Source organism: Wocania ichthyoenteri Th78, from assembly GCF_000789235.1.
GTDB lineage: Bacteria > Bacteroidota > Bacteroidia > Flavobacteriales > Flavobacteriaceae > Wocania_A > Wocania_A ichthyoenteri.
In genome coordinates, this window is sequence record NZ_KN525716.1 from 2,531,374 (window position 1) to 2,551,450 (window position 20,077).

The window sequence follows — 20,077 nt, forward strand, 5'->3', positions numbered from 1 at the left end:
CTTAAAGAATATTTAACATATGAATAGAAAGAAATCTATTAAAAGGTATTTATTAGTGCTAACTTTTATACTAGTAATTATTGGGTGTAACCCTGTATCTTATAACGAACCCATAGTTTCTTTAGATCAGTACCAAATTGAAGAGGGTTTTAAATTGGAAGTTGTAGCCTCTGAACCATTTATTGAGGCACCAGTAGTAATGGATTTTGATAATCAGGGACGTATGTGGGTTGTTGAGATGAAAGGTTATATGCAAAATTTGGAAGATACAGGTGTGGGACTGCCAAATGGCACTATAACTATTCTGGAAGATTTAGATAATGATGGAATAACCGATCATTCAAAAGTATTTATAGATAGTTTGATACTTCCAAGAGCAATTGCTCATGTTTATGGAGGTTTATTGTATGCAGAGCCACCAAATCTTTGGTTTGTAAATATAAAAAATGATAAACCTGTAAATAGAGTATTAGTTGACTCTTTATATTCAGATGGAGGAAATGTAGAACATCAACCAAACGGTTTAATGAAGCATATTGATAATTGGATTTACAATGCTAAATCGAATTTTCGCTATCAAATGAAAGATGGCAAGTGGATTAAAGAACCTACATCGTTTCGAGGTCAATGGGGAATAACCAAAGATAATTTTGGAAGATTATATTATAATAACAACTCTACTCAATTAATAGGAGATTATGTTTTACCAAACCTCTCTATTAAAAATTCCTATTATCAACCCAATACAATATTAAACAAAACTTTAACTCCAGATCAAAGAGTATATCCTTTACACGCCACTTCTGTAAACAGAGGCTATCAAAAAGGAGTTTTAGATAAGGATAGTATTTTAGTAAATGTTACTTCGGCCTGTGGTCCAATGATTTATAGAGGAAATCAATTCCCTAAAGAATATTATGAAAATGCGTTTGTTTGCGCACCAGAAGCTAATTTAGTTAAACGAAATATTTTAACATTTTTAGATAATAAAATAACAGCTAAACAAGCTATGCCAAACAAAGAATTTATAGCATCTACTGATGAAGGTTTCCGACCTGTAAACCTATTTAACGGACCCGATGGGAATATGTATATTGTAGATATGCATAGAGGAATAATACAAGACAAAGCTTTTTTAACACCGTATTTGCAAAAACATTATGAAAATAAAAAGCTAGATACCATTATAGGAATGGGGCGAATTTTAAAAGTAAGTAATAAGAATAGTAGCCCAAACAAAATTATTAATATTGAAAAATTAAATACCAAAGAGTTAGTTAATTTACTATACAACACTAACGGATGGATAAGAGATAGAGCACAGCAATTACTCGTTTTTAAAAGGTATAAAACTACAATTCCATTTTTAGAAAAAATAGCAACTAACGAAACTAATCCTATTGCTCAAATACATGCAATGCATACTTTAAATGGGATGAATGAGCTTAATTATAAACTACTAGAAACTATACTTTCTTTAAATGGTAAAAGTGAAGTAATAAGTCATGCGGTAGTTTTACTGGAGCAATTTGCTTCTACAAATAATTTGGATTCATCATACGAAATTATAAGCAACCTTCTCCAAAAAAGCAATAAAGAAATTGATTTGTATATAGCTAATACTTTGGGAGAATGGGTAAATCTTTTACCTGAAAAATTCTTTCCATTAGTATTAAAACTTTCAAATAAGTATAAAAACAATAAAGCATATCAAGAAGCAATTATAAACAGCTTAAGAGGTGTTGAAAATGAGTTTTTAACCTTTTCGAACCAAAATAAAGATGATGCTTTAGGGGCTATTTTAACAGAATTAATAGACCAAACGTTAGATAATAAAAATAAAGATTTAAAGAATTTTATATACACAAAAACATCTGTAGGAACTGATGGTAGAACGGCTGGTTACAAGTTGTTTAGAAATACGTGTTCAGCTTGTCATGGAATTGATGGCAATGGAATTGATGGTTTAGCCCCTCCGCTAAAAAATTCAGAATATGTTAACGGGTCAACTGAAAAATTAGCTTTAATTATTTTACATGGTTTATCGGGGCCTATTCATGTAAACGGTAAATTATACAACATGAACGCTGTTATGCCAGGATTAGTGAATAATCCGGATTTTACAGATAAAGATTTACAGAATATTATTAGCTATTTAAACAATGCTTTTTCAAATAAATCTGAAAATATCAGTATAGAAAAAATAAAATCGTTGCGAGACAAGAAGCCTGTTAGCGGTTTTACTTTTAGCGAAAAAGAGTTGCTTGAATTAAAATAGAAACTAAAAAATATTAAAAGTTATACCAAAAACTGAAACAAATCGGGTTTATTGTTTAAGTAGTCACCATAAAAGTTTTGCTGTTTCATTTTAGTAATTAACGGCTCTAAATCTGATGAAGCTTTTAATTGAATACCAACCACAGCAGACCCATTTTCACGATTTGTTTTTTTTGCATATTGAAAATAAGTAATATCATCATTTTCTCCTAAAATATCAACAACAAACTCCTTTAAAGCACCAGCACGCTGCGGAAACTTAATAATAAAGTAGTGCTTTAAATTAGCATATAACAAGGCCCGTTCTTTAATTTCAGACGTTCTAGTAATATCATTATTGCTACCGCTAACAACACAAACTACATGTTTGCCTTTTATCTCATTGGCATAAAAATCTAAAGCCGAAATACTTAACGCCCCTGCTGGCTCTACTACAATAGCATCTCTATTGTATAGGTCTAAAATGGTTTGACAAACTTTGCCTTCTGGAATAGTAATCATCGCATCAAGGTTTTGCTTGCATATAGGAAAGGTTAAATCACCAACGCGCTTTACTGCTGCCCCATCAACAAATTTTTCAATGTTTTCTAATGTGGTATTTTTATTATTCTTTATTGAAACCGACATAGATGGTGCACCTTCTGGCTCAATACCAATAATCTTTGTGTTTGGAGATAATGTTTTAAAAACAGTTGATAAGCCTGCTGCTAATCCGCCACCGCCTACAGCTATAAAAATATAATCTATAGGTTTGGTTGTTTGTTCTAAAATTTCTAAAGCAATGGTAGATTGCCCTTCAATAACTTTTTTGTCATTAAAAGGATGAATAAAAGTTTTGTTTAATCGTTTGCATTCGGTTATTGCTAAATGATAAGCATCGTCAAAAGTATCGCCTTTTAATATGATAGAAACGTACTCGCCTCCAAACATTTTAACCTGCTCAACTTTTTGATTAGGTGTTGGTGCTGGCATAAAAATAGTGCCATTAATTTTTAATAGTTTACATGATAGTGCTACGCCTTGGGCATGATTTCCTGCACTAGCACAAACCACACCGTTTTTGGCTTGTTCTTTAGATAAAGTACTTATTTTATTATAGGCACCTCTAATTTTATACGATCTAACTTGTTGTAAATCTTCTCGTTTAAAAAACACATGAGCCTGATGCGTGTTTGAATATCTAACACTGGGATATAAAGGCGTAACTGCCGATACATTTTTAATGGTATCGGCAGCTAGCTTTATATCATTAAGATTAGGAAAATATGTAGTTTTCTCCTTATTCATTAATTGTATTTTAAAATACCTGCAAGGTTATATACTGAAACAAGTTCAGCACAGGAAACCCCTTGCGAGATAAAATTTTATGTTAAACTATGGGCTTCATAGCTGTCATTGAGGCTCTTAAGAATTCACCTACTTTTTCAACTGGGTGATTTCTTAAAGCTGCATTAACTTCAATTAATCTAGCATTATCAACACCGTCACCATTATCGGCAGCATAGGTTTTGCCAATAACATCAGTATCTATGGTTTTCATAAAATCTGCTAATAAAGGTTTACAAGCATGATCGAACAAATAACATCCGTACTCTGCAGTATCAGAGATTACGCTGTTCATTTCATATAATTTTTTTCTAGCAATAGTATTTGCAATAAGTGGTGTTTCGTGCAGTGACTCATAGTAAGCAGAGGCATCGATAATTCCAGAGTCTGTCATGGCCTCAAAAGCCAATTCTACTCCGGCTCTAACCATAGCGACCATTAATACACCATTGTCATAATATTCTTGCTCAGAAATCTCAACATCTCCCGCCGGTGTTTTTTCAAAAGCCGTTTCTGCAGTTGCTGCTCTCCAACCTAATAAATCTTTATCGTCGTTAGCCCAATCTGCCATCATGCCTTTAGAGAAATTACCTTCAATAATATCGTCCATATGTTTTTGGAATAACGGACGCATAATATCTTTTAATTCTTCAGATAATTCAAAAGCTTTAATTTTTGCAACATTAGATAAGCGGTCCATCATGTTAGTGATTCCACCATACTTAAGGCCTTCTGTTACAGTTTCCCAGCCGTATTGAATTAATTTTGAAGCATATCCTGCATCGATTCCTTCTTCTACCATTTTATCAAAACATAAAATAGAACCTGTTTGTAGCAACCCACAAAGAATGGTTTGCTCTCCCATTAAATCAGATTTAACCTCTGCGACAAAAGATGATGCTAAAACACCAGCTCTATCACCTCCGGTTGCTACTGCATAGGCTTTAGCTTGTGCCCAACCTTTTCCTTCTGGATCATTTTCTTCATGCACCGCAATTAAAGTTGGTACACCAAAACCTCTTTTGTATTCTTCTCTTACTTCAGTACCTGGGCACTTTGGTGCTACCATAATAACCGTAAGGTCTTTACGGACTTGCATCCCTTCTTCAACAATATTAAAACCGTGAGAATACGATAGTGTCGCTCCTTCTTTCATTAATGGCATTACCGCACTTACAACATTGGTATGTTGCTTATCTGGTGTTAAATTTAGAACCAAATCTGCTGTTGGAATTAACTCTTGGTAAGTACCAACTGTAAAACCGTTTTCAGAAGCATTAACATAAGATGCACGTTTTTCAGTAATAGCAGCATCACGCAATGCGTAAGATATATTTAAACCAGAGTCTCTCATGTTTAAACCTTGATTTAAACCTTGAGCACCACAGCCTACAATCACTATTTTTTTACCTTTTAAAGCATTTACACCATCTTCAAATTCTGAAGAATCCATGAATCTGCACTTTGCTAATTGGTTTAATTTGTCTCTTAATGAAAGGGTGTTAAAATAATTTCCCATTTTAATTTTTATTATTAATTATTGGTTATTGAATGCCTGAAGCATTTCAGTTATTTTCATTTCTTCTTTAGTCACAGCAATACGTCCAGAGCGCACAAATTGCATAATGCCAAAAGCATTTAATTCGCGTCGTAATAATTCTATTTCTTGTCGTCTGCCAGATTTTTCAAGAACAAAAAACTCTTTATTCACAGTTACAATTCTTGCATTACTTTCTTTAATTATATTTTGAATTTGAGGTTCTTCAAACAATAATTCAGATTTTATTTTAAACATACCAGATTCTTGATAAATAGTTTCCTCTTCAGTATGATAATAGGCACGAATCACTTCAATTTGTTTTTCAAATTGTCCGATTATTTTTTTTGCTTGAGATTCTGTAATATCTACAACAATTACAAATCTGTTTACGCCTTCAATTTCTGATTGTGACGATGTTAAGCTCTCAATGTTGATGTGTCTTCGCTGAAAAATAGCAGATATACGATTTAGCAAACCGATATTATTTTCGGTATAAATTGAAATCGTTAATGTTTTTATGTCTTCGTTCATTCTTTTTATAAAATTTAGCTTAAGCGGATGTCTGAAACTGATGCTCCCGAAGGAATCATAGGGAATACGTTGTCTTCTTTTTCTACACAAACTTCTAAGAAATAAGATTCTTTTGAGGCTATCATTTCTTTTACAGCTTCGGCTAATTCTTCACGTTTTGTTACTTTTCTAGCTTTAATATAGTAACCTTCTGCTATAGCTACAAAATTTGGGTTTGTCATTTCTGTAGATGCGTAACGCTTATCAAAAAATAATTGTTGCCACTGACGTACCATTCCTAAGAATTCGTTGTTTAATACTACAATTTTAACCGCAGCTTTTTGCTGAAAAATTGTACCTAATTCTTGAATATTCATTTGATAGCCGCCATCTCCAATAATGGCAACAACTTCGCGTTCTGGCGCTGCCATTTTAGCTCCAATTGCCGCTGGTAATGCAAATCCCATGGTGCCTAAGCCACCAGATGTAATATTACTTTTTGATTTGTTAAACTCTGAATAACGACAAGCAATCATTTGATGTTGACCTACATCTGAAACGATGGCTGCGTTACCTTTGCTTTGAATATTTATTTCTTTTAAAACCTCACCCATAGTTAAGCCTTCTTTGCTTGGGTGAAGATCATTTTTTATTACAGTATCGTATTCAATGGCGTACAAATCTTTGAATTCTTGATGCCATGATTCATGAGAATTTTCATTTAACAGTGGTAGCAATTGCGTTAAACTATCTTTAGAATCGCCTAAAACAGCCACATCTGCATGTACGTTTTTATTAATTTCAGCTGGGTCAATATCAAAATGAATAACTTTTGCTTGTTTTGCGTAGGTGTCTAAACTTCCGGTAACACGGTCGTCAAAACGCATTCCTATTGCAATTAATACGTCACATTCATTAGTTAATTTATTTGGTGCATAATTACCGTGCATACCTACCATACCAATATTTAATGGATGAGATGTTGGTAATGCTGAAGCGCCCATGATAGTCCATGCTGCTGGGATTCCTGCCTTTTCAACAATTGCTTTTAGTTGTTCTTCTGCTTTTCCTAAAATAATACCTTGTCCCCAAACAATCATTGGTTTTTTAGCGGCATTAATTAGTTCTGCGGCAGCTTTTACAGACTCTAAATTGGTTTTTGGAACAGGAATATAGCTACGTACACCTGTACACTTTTCATATTTAAAATCAAGTTCTCCAAACTGGGCATCTTTTGTAATATCAATTAATACTGGGCCAGGTCTACCGCTTTTAGCTATATAAAATGCTTTAGCCAAAACTTCAGGAATTTCTGAGGCTTTGGTTACTTGACAATTCCATTTAGTGACAGGTGTAGAAATACCTACGATATCGGTTTCTTGAAAAGCATCGCTACCTAATAAATGAGATGGAACTTGACCTGTTATACATACTAAAGGCGTAGAGTCTATTTGTGCATCTGCAATACCTGTAATTAAGTTTGTTGCTCCTGGACCTGAAGTTGCCATAGCAACACCAACACGTCCAGAAATTCTAGCAAATCCCTGTGCTGCATGTGCAGCACCTTGTTCGTGGCGTGTTAATACATGATGAATTTCATTTCTATATTTATATAACTCATCATAAACTGGCATAATAGCACCACCTGGGTATCCATAAAGAATATCAACACCTTCGGCTATTAAACATCTAACTATGGCCTCACAACCTGTTATACGTTCGGTTGGTTGTTCTAAGTACTTTGCTTTTGTCATGGTTTCTGGTTCCATAATTTCCAATTAAAACGCATCAGTTACACAGCCTTTAGATGCCGATGCTACTGTTTTAGCGTATTTATATAATATTCCTTTTTTATGTTTTAATTCTGGTGCTACCCATTGCGATTTTCTTTCAGTTATTTCTTCATCTGAAAGTAATACATTAATGGAGTTATCTTCTGCGCTAATTCTTATTGTATCACCTGTTTTTAATAATCCTATAGTTCCGCCTTCTTGTGCTTCTGGTGTAATGTGTCCTACAACAAACCCATGTGTTCCTCCAGAGAAACGTCCATCAGTAATCAAAGCGACCGACTTCCCTAAACCTGCTCCCATAATTAGAGATGTTGGTTTTAACATTTCTGGCATGCCTGGACCTCCCTTTGGACCAACATATCGAATAACAACAACATCACCTCTTTCTACTTCTCCATTTGAAATTCCTGTATTTGCAGCTTGTTCACCATCATAAACCACAGCTTTCCCTTCAAAAAGCAATCCTTCATTTCCACTAATTTTTGCTACTGCTCCTTCTTGTGCTAGATTTCCATATAAAATCTGAAGGTTTCCTGAAGGTTTTAATGCTTTATCTTTTGGGTAAATAACATCTTGATCATTTTCAAAAGTAAGTGGTTCAACATCTGCTAAGTTTTCTGCTAATGTTTTTCCTGTAACGGTTAAACATTCACCATGTAAATAACCATTGTCTAATAAATATTTCATTACTGCTGGTGTTCCTCCAACGCCGTGAACATCTTCCATTAAATATTTTCCAGATGGTTTTAAATCCGCAATTAATGGTGTTCTATCGCTTACACGCTGAAAATCTTCTAACGTAAATTCAATATCGGCAGCATGCGCAATAGCTAAGAAATGTAACACCGCATTTGTAGATCCTCCAAGAGCATTCACTAATGCAATAGCATTTTCAATAGATTTTTTAGAAATAATATCTAATGGTTTTAAATCTAATTCCAATAAATTTTTAATGGCTCTCGCAGTTCTTTCACTTTCTGATAATTTATTAGGATTTTCTGCTGGAATAGAAGAATTGTAAGGTAGCGAAAAGCCCATACACTCTATTGCAGAAGCCATCGTATTTGCCGTGTACATACCGCCGCAAGCTCCAGCTCCCGGGATAGCTCTTTTTATAATGTCTCGATATTCATCTTCATCAATTTCTCCTGCAACTTTCTGACCTAAAGCTTCAAAAGCCGAAACAATATTTAGTTTTCTTCCTTTGTAATTTCCTGAAGCTATCGTGCCGCCATACATCATTATTGATGGACGATTTAATCGCAACATAGCAATAACAGCACCAGGCATATTTTTATCGCAACCCACTACAGAAACAAGGGCATCGTAACTTTGAGCATTCATCACTGTTTCTATAGAATCTGCAATAATATCTCTTGATGCTAAAGAGTAATTCATACCCGAAGTTCCCATTGAAATACCATCGCTAACACCAATAGTATTAAACCCTAAGCCAACTAAACCTGCTATATTACATTCAATTTTTACTTCTGCAGCCAAATTGTTTAAATGCATGTTGCAAGGATTTCCGTCATACCCTGTACTTGCAATGCCTATTTGTGCTTTATGCATATCTTCATCAGATAAACCAACCGCATACAACATGGCTTGTGATGCTGGTTGAGATTCATCTTGGGTTAATCGTCTACTATGTTTATTAAGTTTGTTCATGTTTTTTGCAAAATTTTTTGCTAAATCTGTGTATTGATAAATATCTTCTTGTTATTTAAGATTTTGTTTGAAAAATCAATAATATTGCTAAAATGGCTACGAAATTAAATTATTACATTTTTAAATCAGTTTTTCGCTGTTTTTTATGGTTAAATTCAGTACTTTTAAAATCTATTTAAAATACTGAATATCAAATATTTATATTATATTTTTTATGATGTTCAAAATCTTTAAAATATTCAATAAAAAAAGCCTTCCGTTTTTAGGAAGGCTTTTAAAATTTATTTTAAGTTTTAATATACCATTCCTCATCGCTGTGAAATAATCACAATGACAATAATTGAAACGATATTTAAAATTTGCTTTTTCATTTTGTTGAAACAAATATTATAAATAATTCTTACATGGCAATTCTTTTTATTGAAAAAAAGAAAAATTAGCATTCATCTTCTTTTATTTTTTTACTTTTGCCAACACAAATAATAGAGGAAAGATTTGACTGATTGCAACCTCTTTATATCAAATTAAATTAGTGATATAAACAAAAATGCTAAAGGCAGTGTAAACTTCCTTCGACGCTATCGTCAAATCTTTAATAAAATTAAAAATATGGCTTATTTATTTACTTCGGAAAGTGTTTCTGAAGGACATCCAGATAAAGTAGCAGATCAAATTAGTGATGCTTTAATTGATAACTTTTTAGCGTTTGATAGAGACTCTAAAGTTGCTTGCGAAACACTAGTAACTACTGGCCAAGTTGTTTTAGCTGGCGAGGTAAAATCTACAACCTATTTAGATGTTCAAAAAATAGCAAGAGAAACCATTAATAAAATCGGATATACCAAAGGCGATTATATGTTTGATGGAAATTCCTGTGGTGTTTTGTCAGCTATTCATGAGCAGTCTGATGATATAAACAGAGGAGTAGATAGAGCTAGCAAAGAAGAACAAGGTGCTGGAGATCAAGGAATGATGTTTGGCTATGCTACGCGTGAAACCGAAAATTTTATGCCATTGGCTTTAGATTTATCACATAGAATTTTAAAAGAACTTGCTGAATTACGTAGAGAAAACAAGGACATTACTTATTTAAGACCAGATTCTAAAAGTCAAGTAACTATTGAGTATAGCGATGATAATGTTCCACAACGTATTGATGCTATTGTAGTGTCGACACAGCATGACGATTTTGATGAAGATGAAGCTATGCTTGTAAAAATTAGAAAAGATATTGTTGCCATTTTAATACCAAGAGTTGTTGCAAAATTGCCAAAGCAAATACAAGTGTTGTTTAATGATGCCATTACCTATCATATAAACCCAACTGGAAAGTTTGTAATTGGTGGTCCTCACGGAGATACAGGATTAACCGGTCGTAAAATTATAGTAGATACTTATGGAGGTAAAGGCGCTCATGGTGGAGGCGCATTTTCAGGAAAAGACCCAAGTAAGGTTGATAGAAGTGCAGCCTATGCTACTCGACATATTGCTAAAAACTTAGTTGCTGCAGGAGTTGCCGATGAAATTTTGGTACAAGTAAGTTATGCTATTGGTGTTGTTGAACCTATGGGTGTTTTTGTTGATACTTATGGTACTTGCCCTTTTAATATGACTGATGGTGAAATTGCAGAAAAGGTTTCTAAACTATTCGATTTACGTCCATTTGCTATTGAAGATCGTTTAAAATTACGTTCGCCAATGTATAGCGAAACTGCTGCATACGGGCATATGGGCCGCAAAAATGAAACGGTTACCAAAACCTTTACCCAGCCAAATGGAGAAACTACAACACTTGATGTGGAACTATTTACTTGGGAAAAATTAGATTATGTTGATAAAGTGAAAGATGCTTTTGGTTTGTAATACCAATCGTTTTGTAATATTAAGAGAAGAGCCTTGTAATTTGTTTTACAAGGCTCTTTTTTGTTTTTATAGGAACTTGACTTTGTCAGAAAAAAATGATAACTTCGTTTAAATAGTTTAACTCTAATTTTATATAATAATCATGAGAAAATTAATAGTACTTATCATAGTATCAATTTTATATTCATGTAATCAACAAAATAAATCAAACCAAAAAAACGATAATATTTACAACGATGACACTATAGATATATTTGGTCACATTGAGTTAGACACTTCAAAGGTAAGTGAGCTTGATTTTAAAGATATTGAAGAAATTCCTGTTCCTCTTCCCTTAATTAAAAGAGATTCAGTTATTCAAAGTTTAAAGAATGTTCCTTTCGCTACAACTGTATTATTCCCTAAGGTAGATTCTATAGCTTCTAAAATAAATATTTTAGGAGATGCCAATTTAAATGATTATCCATATAATATTTCAGGTAAGCTCAAATCATATTATAGGTCTCAGCCTAATAGGGTTTATTCATGTTCTTGCCAGTTGGTTGAAAAAAAAATCATAATAACTGCTGCGCATTGTATATTTCTTAAAAGAGAGCAGCCATATAGGATGGTTTTTCATGCTCAATATAAAAATGGCGTATCACTTGGAACTTATGTTATTCAAGACGCAGTTTACTTTAATAGTTATAAAGGTGTAGGTTCTTATGATGACTATGCGCTTTTAGAAATTAATAGAGATTCAAAACTTCCAAATAATTGGTTAGGTATAAAATCAGGCCCAACTAATAGAAATACATATAGCATGGGTTATCCAAAAAATATTCGGAGCGGAGAAGTTCTACAGTCAATTTTAGGAAATACAGATGGACGTATTCCTTATGGAACATATTTATACATGACTAATAATCCATTTAAGCAAGGTTCGAGTGGTGGTGCTTGGTTTAGTAATGGATATGTTGTTGGAATTAATTCTTTCGGTTACGAAGATGAACCAAACGTAATGTATTCTTCATGGCTTGGTAAGGATAATAATGTATTTAAACTTTATGAGTACGCGAAAAAAAGATTTGATTAAAGTGGTGTCATTTTTTTAAGAAGGAAAAACATAAAAACCCACAAAGCAAAAAAGCAAGCTTTATATAAAGCTTGCTTTTTCTATTTTATTTGTGGGGAGAGCAGGATTCGAACCTGCGAAGACGTAGTCAGCAGATTTACAGTCTGCCCTCGTTGGCCGCTTGAGTATCTCCCCAAAACCGACCGCAAATATATTATAGTTTGTTAATTATGCAAAATAAAAACTGAATAACTTATAATATTCAGTTTTGTTAGAATTAACAAACTAAACTACAGCTCGTAAAGAACTTTAAATGTAACAAAGCGAGGTTGTATAAAAGTCTCAGAATTAAATACAGCAAGGTTATTTGCGCTATTTTGTACTCGCGAATCAATGTCTAATAAATTAGTCGCTTTAATTTCATATTCCCATTTAGCATCTCTGTCTTTTCGATAAGCTAAAGAGGCATCCCATGTTTTAAATGATTGCGACGGCTCCATACCGCTATCTTGATTTGTATAGGTGTATTCTGTTTTAAATGTAACAGATTTCCAGATGTAAGTATCAAAATCTACAGATGGTGCATTGGTAATAAATTTGGTTGAGCTTGTACCTAAATTATTATTTGAAACACTATAACGATACCTAAATCTAACGTTTGGTGCATCTCTAAAATTAGTGCGTAATTCTGGTCTGTAACTTTGGGTAAATCGCTCACTTAAAGACTGCCTGCCTTGTACAAACTGATTAATTTTACTATAATTAAAATTAGCAGATAAACTCGCTCTTAATTTACCAAAAGTACGTTGTATGCGTCCGTTTGCCGATACACTTTCATCAGCAAAATTAGAATTAAAAAATGTACTGGTTCTAATAACGTTTTCAAAATCTGTTAAGCCTCTTATCTGATCAATGTTTTTAGAATAAGAAAGACGTCCAAAAACATTGGTGTAATTAAACAGATTAAAGCTACTATAAAATAGACTAACATTGTGCGATAAGGCATTTTGCAAATCGGGTTCGCCAAACTGAATGCTATTGAAATTATTAAAAACCAAGCCTTGTGCTAATCGCGTAACATCGGTAAATTGATTTTGCATAGTGTACCGTAGGGTTAAACTTTCGCTCTTTTTGAATTGAATACGGGTTTCTAAATCTGGTAAAAATTTAAAAAAGTTACCTTTAAATGTTTCTCCAAACTGACTATTTTTGTTACCGTAAGCATGTACAGAAAATCCTGGAGTTATTGTAAACTTACCTGTTTTTAAAGTGTAATGAACACCTAAATATACATCGCTAAAATTATAATTGGTATCATTTGTGGCTAATCCGTCATTAAATGTTGGTGTTGGGTTAAAAGGTGAGCCGTTTTCTAAAAACTGAAAAATATTTGAATTGAATTCTTGCTTACTTAAAATAGTACCTAAAGTGAAGTTTATATTGCTTTTTGCATTAAGGATATTGTAATAATCTAGTTTAGCATCAAGTTGGTTGGATTTAATACGTCTATCTTGGCCTAAATCGTAGTTATTTAACGTAGTATTAAAACCCATAGCCTTAGCAGTGGTATCAAAGGCGTCTCTATCATTTGGATCTGCTTCATCGTTATTATTTGGGTCGTTTACTAACAACGCATTATAAAACGGGTCTTCATTTTTTATTAAATGCTGCGCTTCAAAAGCAAAAATATTAGTTTCATTAAGCGTGTAATAATAATTAAAATTTTGATTTATGCTGAATGGTGTTACTTCATCCAGCTGATTTGTACTTCCTATTACGGAAGACAATAGGTTTTGAGTTTGTACGTCTTTTGAAAAACGTCCTAAAATATCATAATCTAATTGATTATTAAAATTAGGTTTGTAAGATGCACTTAATTTTGCTAAACCTTGATTGGAGCGTTCTTTACTATTTTGTTCGGTGGCTTCGTCAGGTATTCCTAAATCGGCATCGGCATATTGCACAAAGCTTGTTTCTTTAGACATAATACGACTGCTATTATAAATTGCAAACCCGCTTATATCTAATGTTTTTTTTGGAGAATAGCTAAAATTAGATGCTGCTAATTTGTTCTCAATTTCAAGAGCATTGTTTTGACTTGTTAAAAAGTTAAGTCCGTTATCTCCTAAATTAATGCTAGTACCACTGCCTCTACTTGGTGCTCGAAAACCGCCACCAAATCCGCGAAGGTCGCGACGTGTTAATGCCAATTCTCCAGTATTGTTTAAATCACCTATAAAATTAAGGCTAAATTTAGGGCTATAATAAAACAGCTTTGGTTGCACTAAATAAAGTTCATTATCTGGAGATTCACCTCCGCCAGCGGTAATATTACCAAACCAAAAATTCTCTTTGCCTTCTTTAAGTTTTATATTTATTGCTACATTATCTTGATTGTTGGTGACACTACTTAACTGACCAACTTCGGAATAATTTCGTAATACTTGCACTTTATCAACCGCATTTGAAGGAATGTTTTTTGTTGCTAATTTGGTGTCGCCATCAAAAAAATCTTTTCCGTTAACCATGAGTTTATTAACAATTTTACCTTCTACTTCTACTTGCCCATCATCATTAATTTCTACACCTGGTAATTTTTCTAAAATATCTTCAAGCTTTCTTTCTGTACCATTTTTGAATGAATCAGCATTGTAAATTAATGTATCGCCTTTTACTGTTACGGGCATTTCGTATGTAAGTTCAATAGCGTCTAAAGCATTGTCTGCTTGCATTGAAACATTTCTAATCATATCTGTTTCTTTGGTAGAAATAGTTTCTTTAAAAGCCTTCATGCCTATATAGCTTACTTGTAAACTATAGTTGGTGTTTTTTTCTAAATTTAATTTATAGCGCCCTTCATCATTTGTAATTCCATAAGATTCTAATGCTTGAGTTTCTTGGTTTATGGCTATTACATTTGCCAATTCAAGTGGGTTACCTATACTGTCTTTTACGACACCTTGTAGTTTTATTTGGGCAAAAACTGTACTTGTTATTAATATAAGTAGCGTGGTTATTTTTAATTTCATTAAGTATTTTTTTTAGCTTATTAATTTATCTTTTTTGCTATTTTGTTATCGTCGCCTTCTTCTAAAGTTTTCACGCATTTCCTCCATTTTATTTTCTAAAATCTTGTTGTACTCCATTTGGGTTACTTCTTTTCCTTTTGAAGGTTTTTTAATTTCATCCTTTTCTTCTGGGTTCATAACAATTTTTGAACATAAAATAGTTGTTCTTCCTGCATTTACTTCTAAGATTAAACCTGGAAGACCCCAATATTCACCTGGTCCTTGGCTAATTGGAATTTGAAGTGTGTACCACGCTTCAACTTGAATTAACTTTTTAGAATCGATGGTTTTAGGTTCTTTAGTTTTAGTTGAGTCTTGCTTATTAGTTCTGTTTTCTGAAGGTCTTCTAAATCTTGTGAAGTTAAAACTAGAATCAGCAATTGTTGCAGTAGCTTTAAAGCACGTGTATTGTCCTATTTGCTTTGTTTCGCTGCCCATTATCCAATGTATTGGAGATAAAGAATCTTTAATTAAAAATTGTTTTCCGAATAATTCTTGATCTTGTAAAAGCAACTTTTCTTTTATGTTTTTATATTGATTGCCACCTGTAAAGCTAGACATCATGCCTCTAAATCTTCCGCCTTGTCCTTGACCAGGAGCTTCTAATTTTTCTTCTTCTTTATAAATAGATTCTGTTTTATTAAAGGTTAAAACATAAGTTTTTTCAAACATACTTTTCATACGTTCTGCAATTTGCTTTTTTTGTTCTTCGCTCATTCCAGGTCGCCCAAAATTATTCATGTCGATAGATGTTTTCGACATGTAGTATGCTTTACCTTGAAAATTGTTTTGAGTAAAAGAAAAAAAGGAAATAAGTAGTATTAAATTAGAAACAGAATATTTAAAAAAAGCAGTAATCTTCATTCTATAAAATCTTTTAGGTTAGATATTAAATATCTATTAAGACTTTTAAAAACTATAATGGTTTAATTTAAAACCAATTTATTTATCCGCCAACTCTAATCATAACCCTTTCGCCATCGCCGCTACCTCTTCGAGTACGAAATTGCTCCATCATTTCTTTGGATTTTTTGTCCATTATTTCGTCAAATTTTGCTTGTGTTACTGCTTTGCCTTTTGTGGGTTCTTCAATTTTTACAGACTCTTTTGGGTTAATAACAATTTTACTGCAAACCAATGTTAAATCACCATCGTTAGCCTCTAATATCAATCCTGGAAGTCCATAAAAATCTGAAGGACCATTATTAACAGGGATTTGTGGCGTGTACCATACTGTTGTGGTTCGGTCTTTTGTTATTTCTTCGGTTTCGCCTTTATCAGTAAAAGTTTGTGTGGTATAATTGTCTTTAAAAACAGCTTTAAAACAAGTGTAGTCGCCAATATTTTTAGTTTCGTTTACCAATTCCCATGTTCTATTGGTTAACGTGTCTTTTATCAAAAAAAGCTTTCCGTAAGTTTCTGTTTTATTGGTGTATCTATTTTCTTTTACATTTTTATACATCACATCTGATCCTTCCGATATTCTAATTTGAATTCCAGATTGAGCCAGCGAAGGTGCTTCTAACTTTTCATTTCGTTTATAAATTGATTCGTTTTTGTTAAACGTTAAGGTGTATTCTTGCTGAAATTGTTTTCGTATTTGCTCTTGAATTTGTTTTTGTATGGCATCGGTCATGTTTTCATTGTTCATTTTCAAGTCCACTTTTCTGTGTGATTTATAAGTAGCTACACCTTGAAAATCTTGTGCATTCCCATTTGCTACTACTAAAGTTAATGCTACAATAATGATTTTAATAATTGTTTTCATGTTGTTTTTTTAAATTGATTACTGTTCGTTTTTTGATTAATGAATTACAAATATGAAAAGTAAAATGGCTTTAAATAGTTAACAAGTGTTAACGAGTGTTAACCCATTGGTTTTGTATCGGTTTAACCTTTACTTTTGAAATATGAATGAGAAGAAATATAAATGGATTTTATATTTAATTGTAACTACTATTTTATTAACTATAGTTGTGCAATGCTATTGGAATTACAAAAATTATTTGCAAAATAAACAGAACTTTATAAACCAAGTACAGGTTGGTTTTGATAATGCTTTAGATACGTATTATGCAGATTTAGCAGAAGCTAACCAAATGACTTTTATTGATATTGAGAATGATAGTTTAAAATTTAAAAATCAATTAAATCGTTTAAATACAGATTCTATTTTTAGAAAAGTTCAAGAAAATTATAGAGGCGACATCCATAAAGAAATTACAGGTTTTACACAAATAAAAGGGTCAGATAGTGGTTTTACATTTTCAAAAGGAGAAAATCATATCAAACAAATAAAAGTTATTAGAGGCAAAAAAGCTTCAGATAGCTTAAAACTTATAAAAGGAATTACTTCTATTTTTATATCTATTCATAATGATACTTTAGATTTTAAAAAACTAAATCCTATTATAAAAGATGAATTTAAAAGAAAACTATTAGATATTAATTTCGCGTTAAAACATTATAAAAACGATAGTGTTTTTAACACCTTTAATACCGCAATTGAAAGCTCTGATTTTTTAAGAACCACATCTAAATCTACCTTTTTAAAGCAAAACGAAAGCTTAGAAATTGCTTATCCAAACGCCACAAAAATCATATTAAAAAGAAGCGCACTTAGTATTTTAATATCCACAATTCTTGTTTTAACCGTTATTAGTTGTTTGCTGTATCTTTTAAAAATCATTAAAAACCAGAAGCAACTAGCTGAAGTAAAAAACGATTTAATTAGCAATATTACCCACGAGTTTAAAACCCCAATTGCTACTATTGGCGTTGCTATTGAAAGCATTAAAAACTTTAATGCCATTGATGATAAAGAGAAAACAAAAACCTATTTGGAAATGTCTAACAATCAACTCTCCAAACTCAATATTATGGTTGAAAAATTACTGGAAACCGCCACTTTAGATAGCGATAGCTTAAAGCTTGAAAAGGATCAATATAATATTACCAATATATTACAAAACATTGTTGATAAGCATAAAATACAAACTGAAAAAACAATACTATATAAAGCAACTTTAAGTGACATATTTGTTAATGTTGACGCTTTTCATTTTGAAAATGCCATAAATAACATTTTAGATAATGCTATTAAGTACGGTGGAAATACTATTAATATTGATTTAACTCAAAACTCAATTGCCTTTACCATTACTATTTCAGATGATGGAAATATGTTAACAAAAGCAAATAAAGATAAGATTTTTGAAAAATTTTATCGTGTTTCAAAAGGGAACACACACGATATAAAAGGCTTTGGAATTGGTTTGTATTATGCTAAAAAAATCACAGAAAAGCATGGTGGCACTATTCATTTAGATATAAAAAATAATCAAACAACTTTTAAAATGTCTTTCCCAAATGAATAAGCGAATAACTGTACTTTTAGCAGAAGACGAGCCTGCATTAGGGCAAATAATTAAAGAGAGTTTAGAAACCCGAAACTTTAAAGTTTTGTTATGCGAAAATGGTGAGGTTGCTTTAAAAGCCTATCAAAAAGAGCAGCCAGAAATTCTAGTTTTAGATGTAATGATGCCAAAAAAAGATGGGTTTACTTTAGCTAAAGAAATACGATTGGAAAACAACACTATTCCTATTATATTTTTAACTGCAAAATCGCAAACCCAAGATGTAGTTGAGGGTTTTTCTATTGGCGGAAATGACTATTTAAAAAAGCCATTTAGCATAGAAGAGTTAATTGTTAGAATCAATAATTTATTGCGTAGAACCGAGCTTCAAAAAAACGTGGAAATCTTAAAAATTGGGCATTATACCTTTAATTTCCCCAAGCAAATACTGCAATTTAACAGTGAAGAACCCGTGCAGTTAACTCATCGTGAAGCCCATTTGTTGTTTCATTTAATTAAAAACCAAAACGCGGTTTTAAATCGGTCTGTAATTCTGAAAAAACTTTGGGGTAATGATGATTTTTTCTCGGCGAGAAGTATGGATGTTTTTATTACCAAGCTTCGCAAAAAACTAAATCAAGACGAAAGCATTCAAATTTTAAATGTTCGTGGGTTTGGATATAAACTAATTTGCTGAATGTGGTTTGATTTTTGTATTTTTCCGAATACAATGAAAACCCATAATGGGTATTTAAGATAAAATGCAGAAACGAACCTTACTTACAATATGATTGCTTAAGGTTTGTTCAGTTTAAATTAATGAGATTAATACCTTTCTTTTTCTTTTTTGTTTCCATAGTCGCGTTTCCGCAAAAAACGATTAAAACGACATTCGTTAAAAAAATTGAGCTTAAAGCAGAAAGCATAATTTCTGTTGATAAAGTCAGCGATTTCGAAGTCATTAAATATATCGACAACAACACTTTATTTAGAAAACATAAAGACGCTATTATTTATAATTACAGCAACGTACAATTGGGAGACATCACAACGGTTGATGCTTTTAGTCCTTTAAAAATCAAAGTCTTTTACAAAAACTTTAATACGATTGTGGTTTTAGACAATCGATTTTCCGAAATGGACAAAATCGATTTCAACACCATAAAACCGTATAAAAATATATCGCATGTTTCTACAGGTTTTGGCAGCAAGCTTTGGGTTTTTAATCAGGATTTGCAACAATTAGAACTTTTCAACTATAAAACCGGAGAGGTTTGGGCAAAAGCACTCCCCGTGCAGTCGCTTGTAATTCAGCTTGTAAGCAGTTATACCTATTGCTGGTTGCTTACAGAAAAGTACTTATATAAATACGATGCCTATGGTAGTCTTATTTATAAAATCGAAAATAAAAACTATACGGCCTTGGCTTTAAATTATGGCAACATAGTGCTTCAATCCAGCGATAAAAGCTTGTACTATTTACCAAAAAACAGTCAGGTTATTACCCCTATTGAAACACCAAAATTGTTAATAAAACAGTTTTTAGTAACCAGAGGAAGCTTGTATATTTACGACAATGAATTTCTTCATGAATACCAACTAATAAAAGATTAAAAATT

General features: G+C 32.3%; 14 protein-coding genes and 1 tRNA gene. 6 read left to right on the forward strand and 9 right to left on the reverse strand.

Annotation, left to right across the window (positions count from 1 at the left end; all coding sequences use genetic code 11):
* Positions 1-19 precede the first annotated feature (19 nt).
* Positions 20-2,278, forward strand: a complete 2,259-nt coding sequence (locus RG22_RS10950) for a DUF7133 domain-containing protein (RefSeq protein ID WP_034043139.1) — start codon at positions 20-22, stop codon at positions 2,276-2,278.
* 20 nt (positions 2,279-2,298) lie between these two features.
* On the opposite strand, the gene ilvA is transcribed toward RG22_RS10950, so the two are convergent.
* From ilvA to ilvD, 5 genes are all read right to left on the reverse strand, one after another.
* Positions 2,299-3,564 carry a threonine ammonia-lyase IlvA gene (gene ilvA / locus RG22_RS10955; RefSeq protein ID WP_034043140.1) on the reverse strand — a complete coding sequence of 422 codons (1,266 nt, stop codon included), beginning with the start codon at positions 3,562-3,564 and terminating at the stop codon, positions 2,299-2,301.
* Between the two features lie 82 nt (positions 3,565-3,646).
* Positions 3,647-5,122: a ketol-acid reductoisomerase gene (gene ilvC / locus RG22_RS10960; protein ID WP_034043141.1), complete on the reverse strand. Its 1,476-nt coding sequence runs from the start codon at positions 5,120-5,122 to the stop codon at positions 3,647-3,649.
* An 18-nt stretch (positions 5,123-5,140) separates the two neighbouring features.
* Complete coding sequence (ilvN, locus tag RG22_RS10965) at positions 5,141-5,674, reverse strand: acetolactate synthase small subunit (protein ID WP_034043143.1); 534 nt, start codon at positions 5,672-5,674, stop codon at positions 5,141-5,143.
* A gap of 14 nt (positions 5,675-5,688) precedes the next feature.
* Positions 5,689-7,422, reverse strand: a complete 1,734-nt coding sequence (ilvB, locus tag RG22_RS10970) for a biosynthetic-type acetolactate synthase large subunit (RefSeq protein ID WP_034046006.1) — start codon at positions 7,420-7,422, stop codon at positions 5,689-5,691.
* Positions 7,423-7,431: 9 nt separating this feature from the next.
* Positions 7,432-9,117, reverse strand: coding sequence for a dihydroxy-acid dehydratase (gene ilvD / locus RG22_RS10975; protein ID WP_034043145.1), 1,686 nt, complete (start codon positions 9,115-9,117; stop codon positions 7,432-7,434).
* 609 nt (positions 9,118-9,726) lie between these two features.
* Between ilvD and metK the strand changes: the two genes are divergently transcribed.
* Together metK and RG22_RS10985 are read left to right on the forward strand one after the other, a co-directional pair.
* On the forward strand, positions 9,727-10,980 hold the full coding sequence (gene metK, locus RG22_RS10980) for a methionine adenosyltransferase (protein WP_034043147.1): 1,254 nt from the start codon (positions 9,727-9,729) through the stop codon (positions 10,978-10,980).
* Positions 10,981-11,122: 142 nt separating this feature from the next.
* The gene (locus RG22_RS10985; protein ID WP_034043150.1) at positions 11,123-12,055 is read left to right on the forward strand and encodes a trypsin-like serine peptidase; all 933 of its coding nucleotides are present in this window, start codon (positions 11,123-11,125) and stop codon (positions 12,053-12,055) included.
* 92 nt (positions 12,056-12,147) lie between these two features.
* On the opposite strand, the gene RG22_RS10990 is transcribed toward RG22_RS10985, so the two are convergent.
* From RG22_RS10990 to RG22_RS11005, 4 genes are all read right to left on the reverse strand, one after another.
* Positions 12,148-12,229 (reverse strand) — tRNA-Tyr (locus RG22_RS10990).
* A gap of 95 nt (positions 12,230-12,324) precedes the next feature.
* Positions 12,325-15,063 carry a TonB-dependent receptor gene (locus RG22_RS10995; RefSeq protein ID WP_034043152.1) on the reverse strand — a complete coding sequence of 913 codons (2,739 nt, stop codon included), beginning with the start codon at positions 15,061-15,063 and terminating at the stop codon, positions 12,325-12,327.
* Between the two features lie 45 nt (positions 15,064-15,108).
* Positions 15,109-15,966 (reverse strand): GLPGLI family protein, encoded by an 858-nt coding sequence (locus RG22_RS11000; RefSeq protein ID WP_034043153.1) that lies wholly within the window; start codon positions 15,964-15,966, stop codon positions 15,109-15,111.
* Between the two features lie 82 nt (positions 15,967-16,048).
* Entirely contained in the window at positions 16,049-16,870 is an 822-nt protein-coding gene (locus RG22_RS11005; RefSeq protein ID WP_034043154.1) for a GLPGLI family protein, read from the reverse strand.
* 142 nt (positions 16,871-17,012) lie between these two features.
* Here RG22_RS11005 and RG22_RS11010 point away from each other — a divergent pair, with 142 nt between their 5' ends.
* From RG22_RS11010 to RG22_RS11020, 3 genes are all read left to right on the forward strand, one after another.
* Positions 17,013-18,479, forward strand: a complete 1,467-nt coding sequence (locus tag RG22_RS11010; RefSeq protein ID WP_034043155.1) for a sensor histidine kinase — start codon at positions 17,013-17,015, stop codon at positions 18,477-18,479.
* The gene (locus tag RG22_RS11015) at positions 18,472-19,155 is read left to right on the forward strand and encodes a response regulator transcription factor (RefSeq protein WP_034043157.1); all 684 of its coding nucleotides are present in this window, start codon (positions 18,472-18,474) and stop codon (positions 19,153-19,155) included. The genes RG22_RS11010 and RG22_RS11015 overlap by 8 nt, the downstream gene beginning before the upstream one ends.
* 122 nt (positions 19,156-19,277) lie before the next feature.
* Positions 19,278-20,072, forward strand: coding sequence for a hypothetical protein (locus RG22_RS11020; RefSeq protein ID WP_034043159.1), 795 nt, complete (start codon positions 19,278-19,280; stop codon positions 20,070-20,072).
* Positions 20,073-20,077: the final 5 nt, after the last annotated feature.

Bases quoted from the DNA above. Each gene is read 5' to 3' on its own strand.
- ilvB (WP_034046006.1), bottom strand. From the start codon at position 7,422: ATGGAACCAGAAACCATGACAAAAGCAAAGTACTTAGAACAACCAACC.
- RG22_RS11010 (WP_034043155.1), top strand. From the start codon at position 17,013: ATGAATGAGAAGAAATATAAATGGATTTTATATTTAATTGTAACTACT.
- RG22_RS10995 (WP_034043152.1), bottom strand. From the start codon at position 15,063: ATGAAATTAAAAATAACCACGCTACTTATATTAATAACAAGTACAGTT.
- ilvD (WP_034043145.1), bottom strand. From the start codon at position 9,117: ATGAACAAACTTAATAAACATAGTAGACGATTAACCCAAGATGAATCT.
- ilvC (WP_034043141.1), bottom strand. From the start codon at position 5,122: ATGGGAAATTATTTTAACACCCTTTCATTAAGAGACAAATTAAACCAA.
- RG22_RS10985 (WP_034043150.1), top strand. From the start codon at position 11,123: ATGAGAAAATTAATAGTACTTATCATAGTATCAATTTTATATTCATGT.
- metK (WP_034043147.1), top strand. From the start codon at position 9,727: ATGGCTTATTTATTTACTTCGGAAAGTGTTTCTGAAGGACATCCAGAT.
- RG22_RS11000 (WP_034043153.1), bottom strand. From the start codon at position 15,966: ATGAAGATTACTGCTTTTTTTAAATATTCTGTTTCTAATTTAATACTA.
- ilvN (WP_034043143.1), bottom strand. From the start codon at position 5,674: ATGAACGAAGACATAAAAACATTAACGATTTCAATTTATACCGAAAAT.
- RG22_RS11020 (WP_034043159.1), top strand. From the start codon at position 19,278: ATGAGATTAATACCTTTCTTTTTCTTTTTTGTTTCCATAGTCGCGTTT.
- RG22_RS10950 (WP_034043139.1), top strand. From the start codon at position 20: ATGAATAGAAAGAAATCTATTAAAAGGTATTTATTAGTGCTAACTTTT.
- ilvA (WP_034043140.1), bottom strand. From the start codon at position 3,564: ATGAATAAGGAGAAAACTACATATTTTCCTAATCTTAATGATATAAAG.
- RG22_RS11005 (WP_034043154.1), bottom strand. From the start codon at position 16,870: ATGAAAACAATTATTAAAATCATTATTGTAGCATTAACTTTAGTAGTA.
- RG22_RS11015 (WP_034043157.1), top strand. From the start codon at position 18,472: ATGAATAAGCGAATAACTGTACTTTTAGCAGAAGACGAGCCTGCATTA.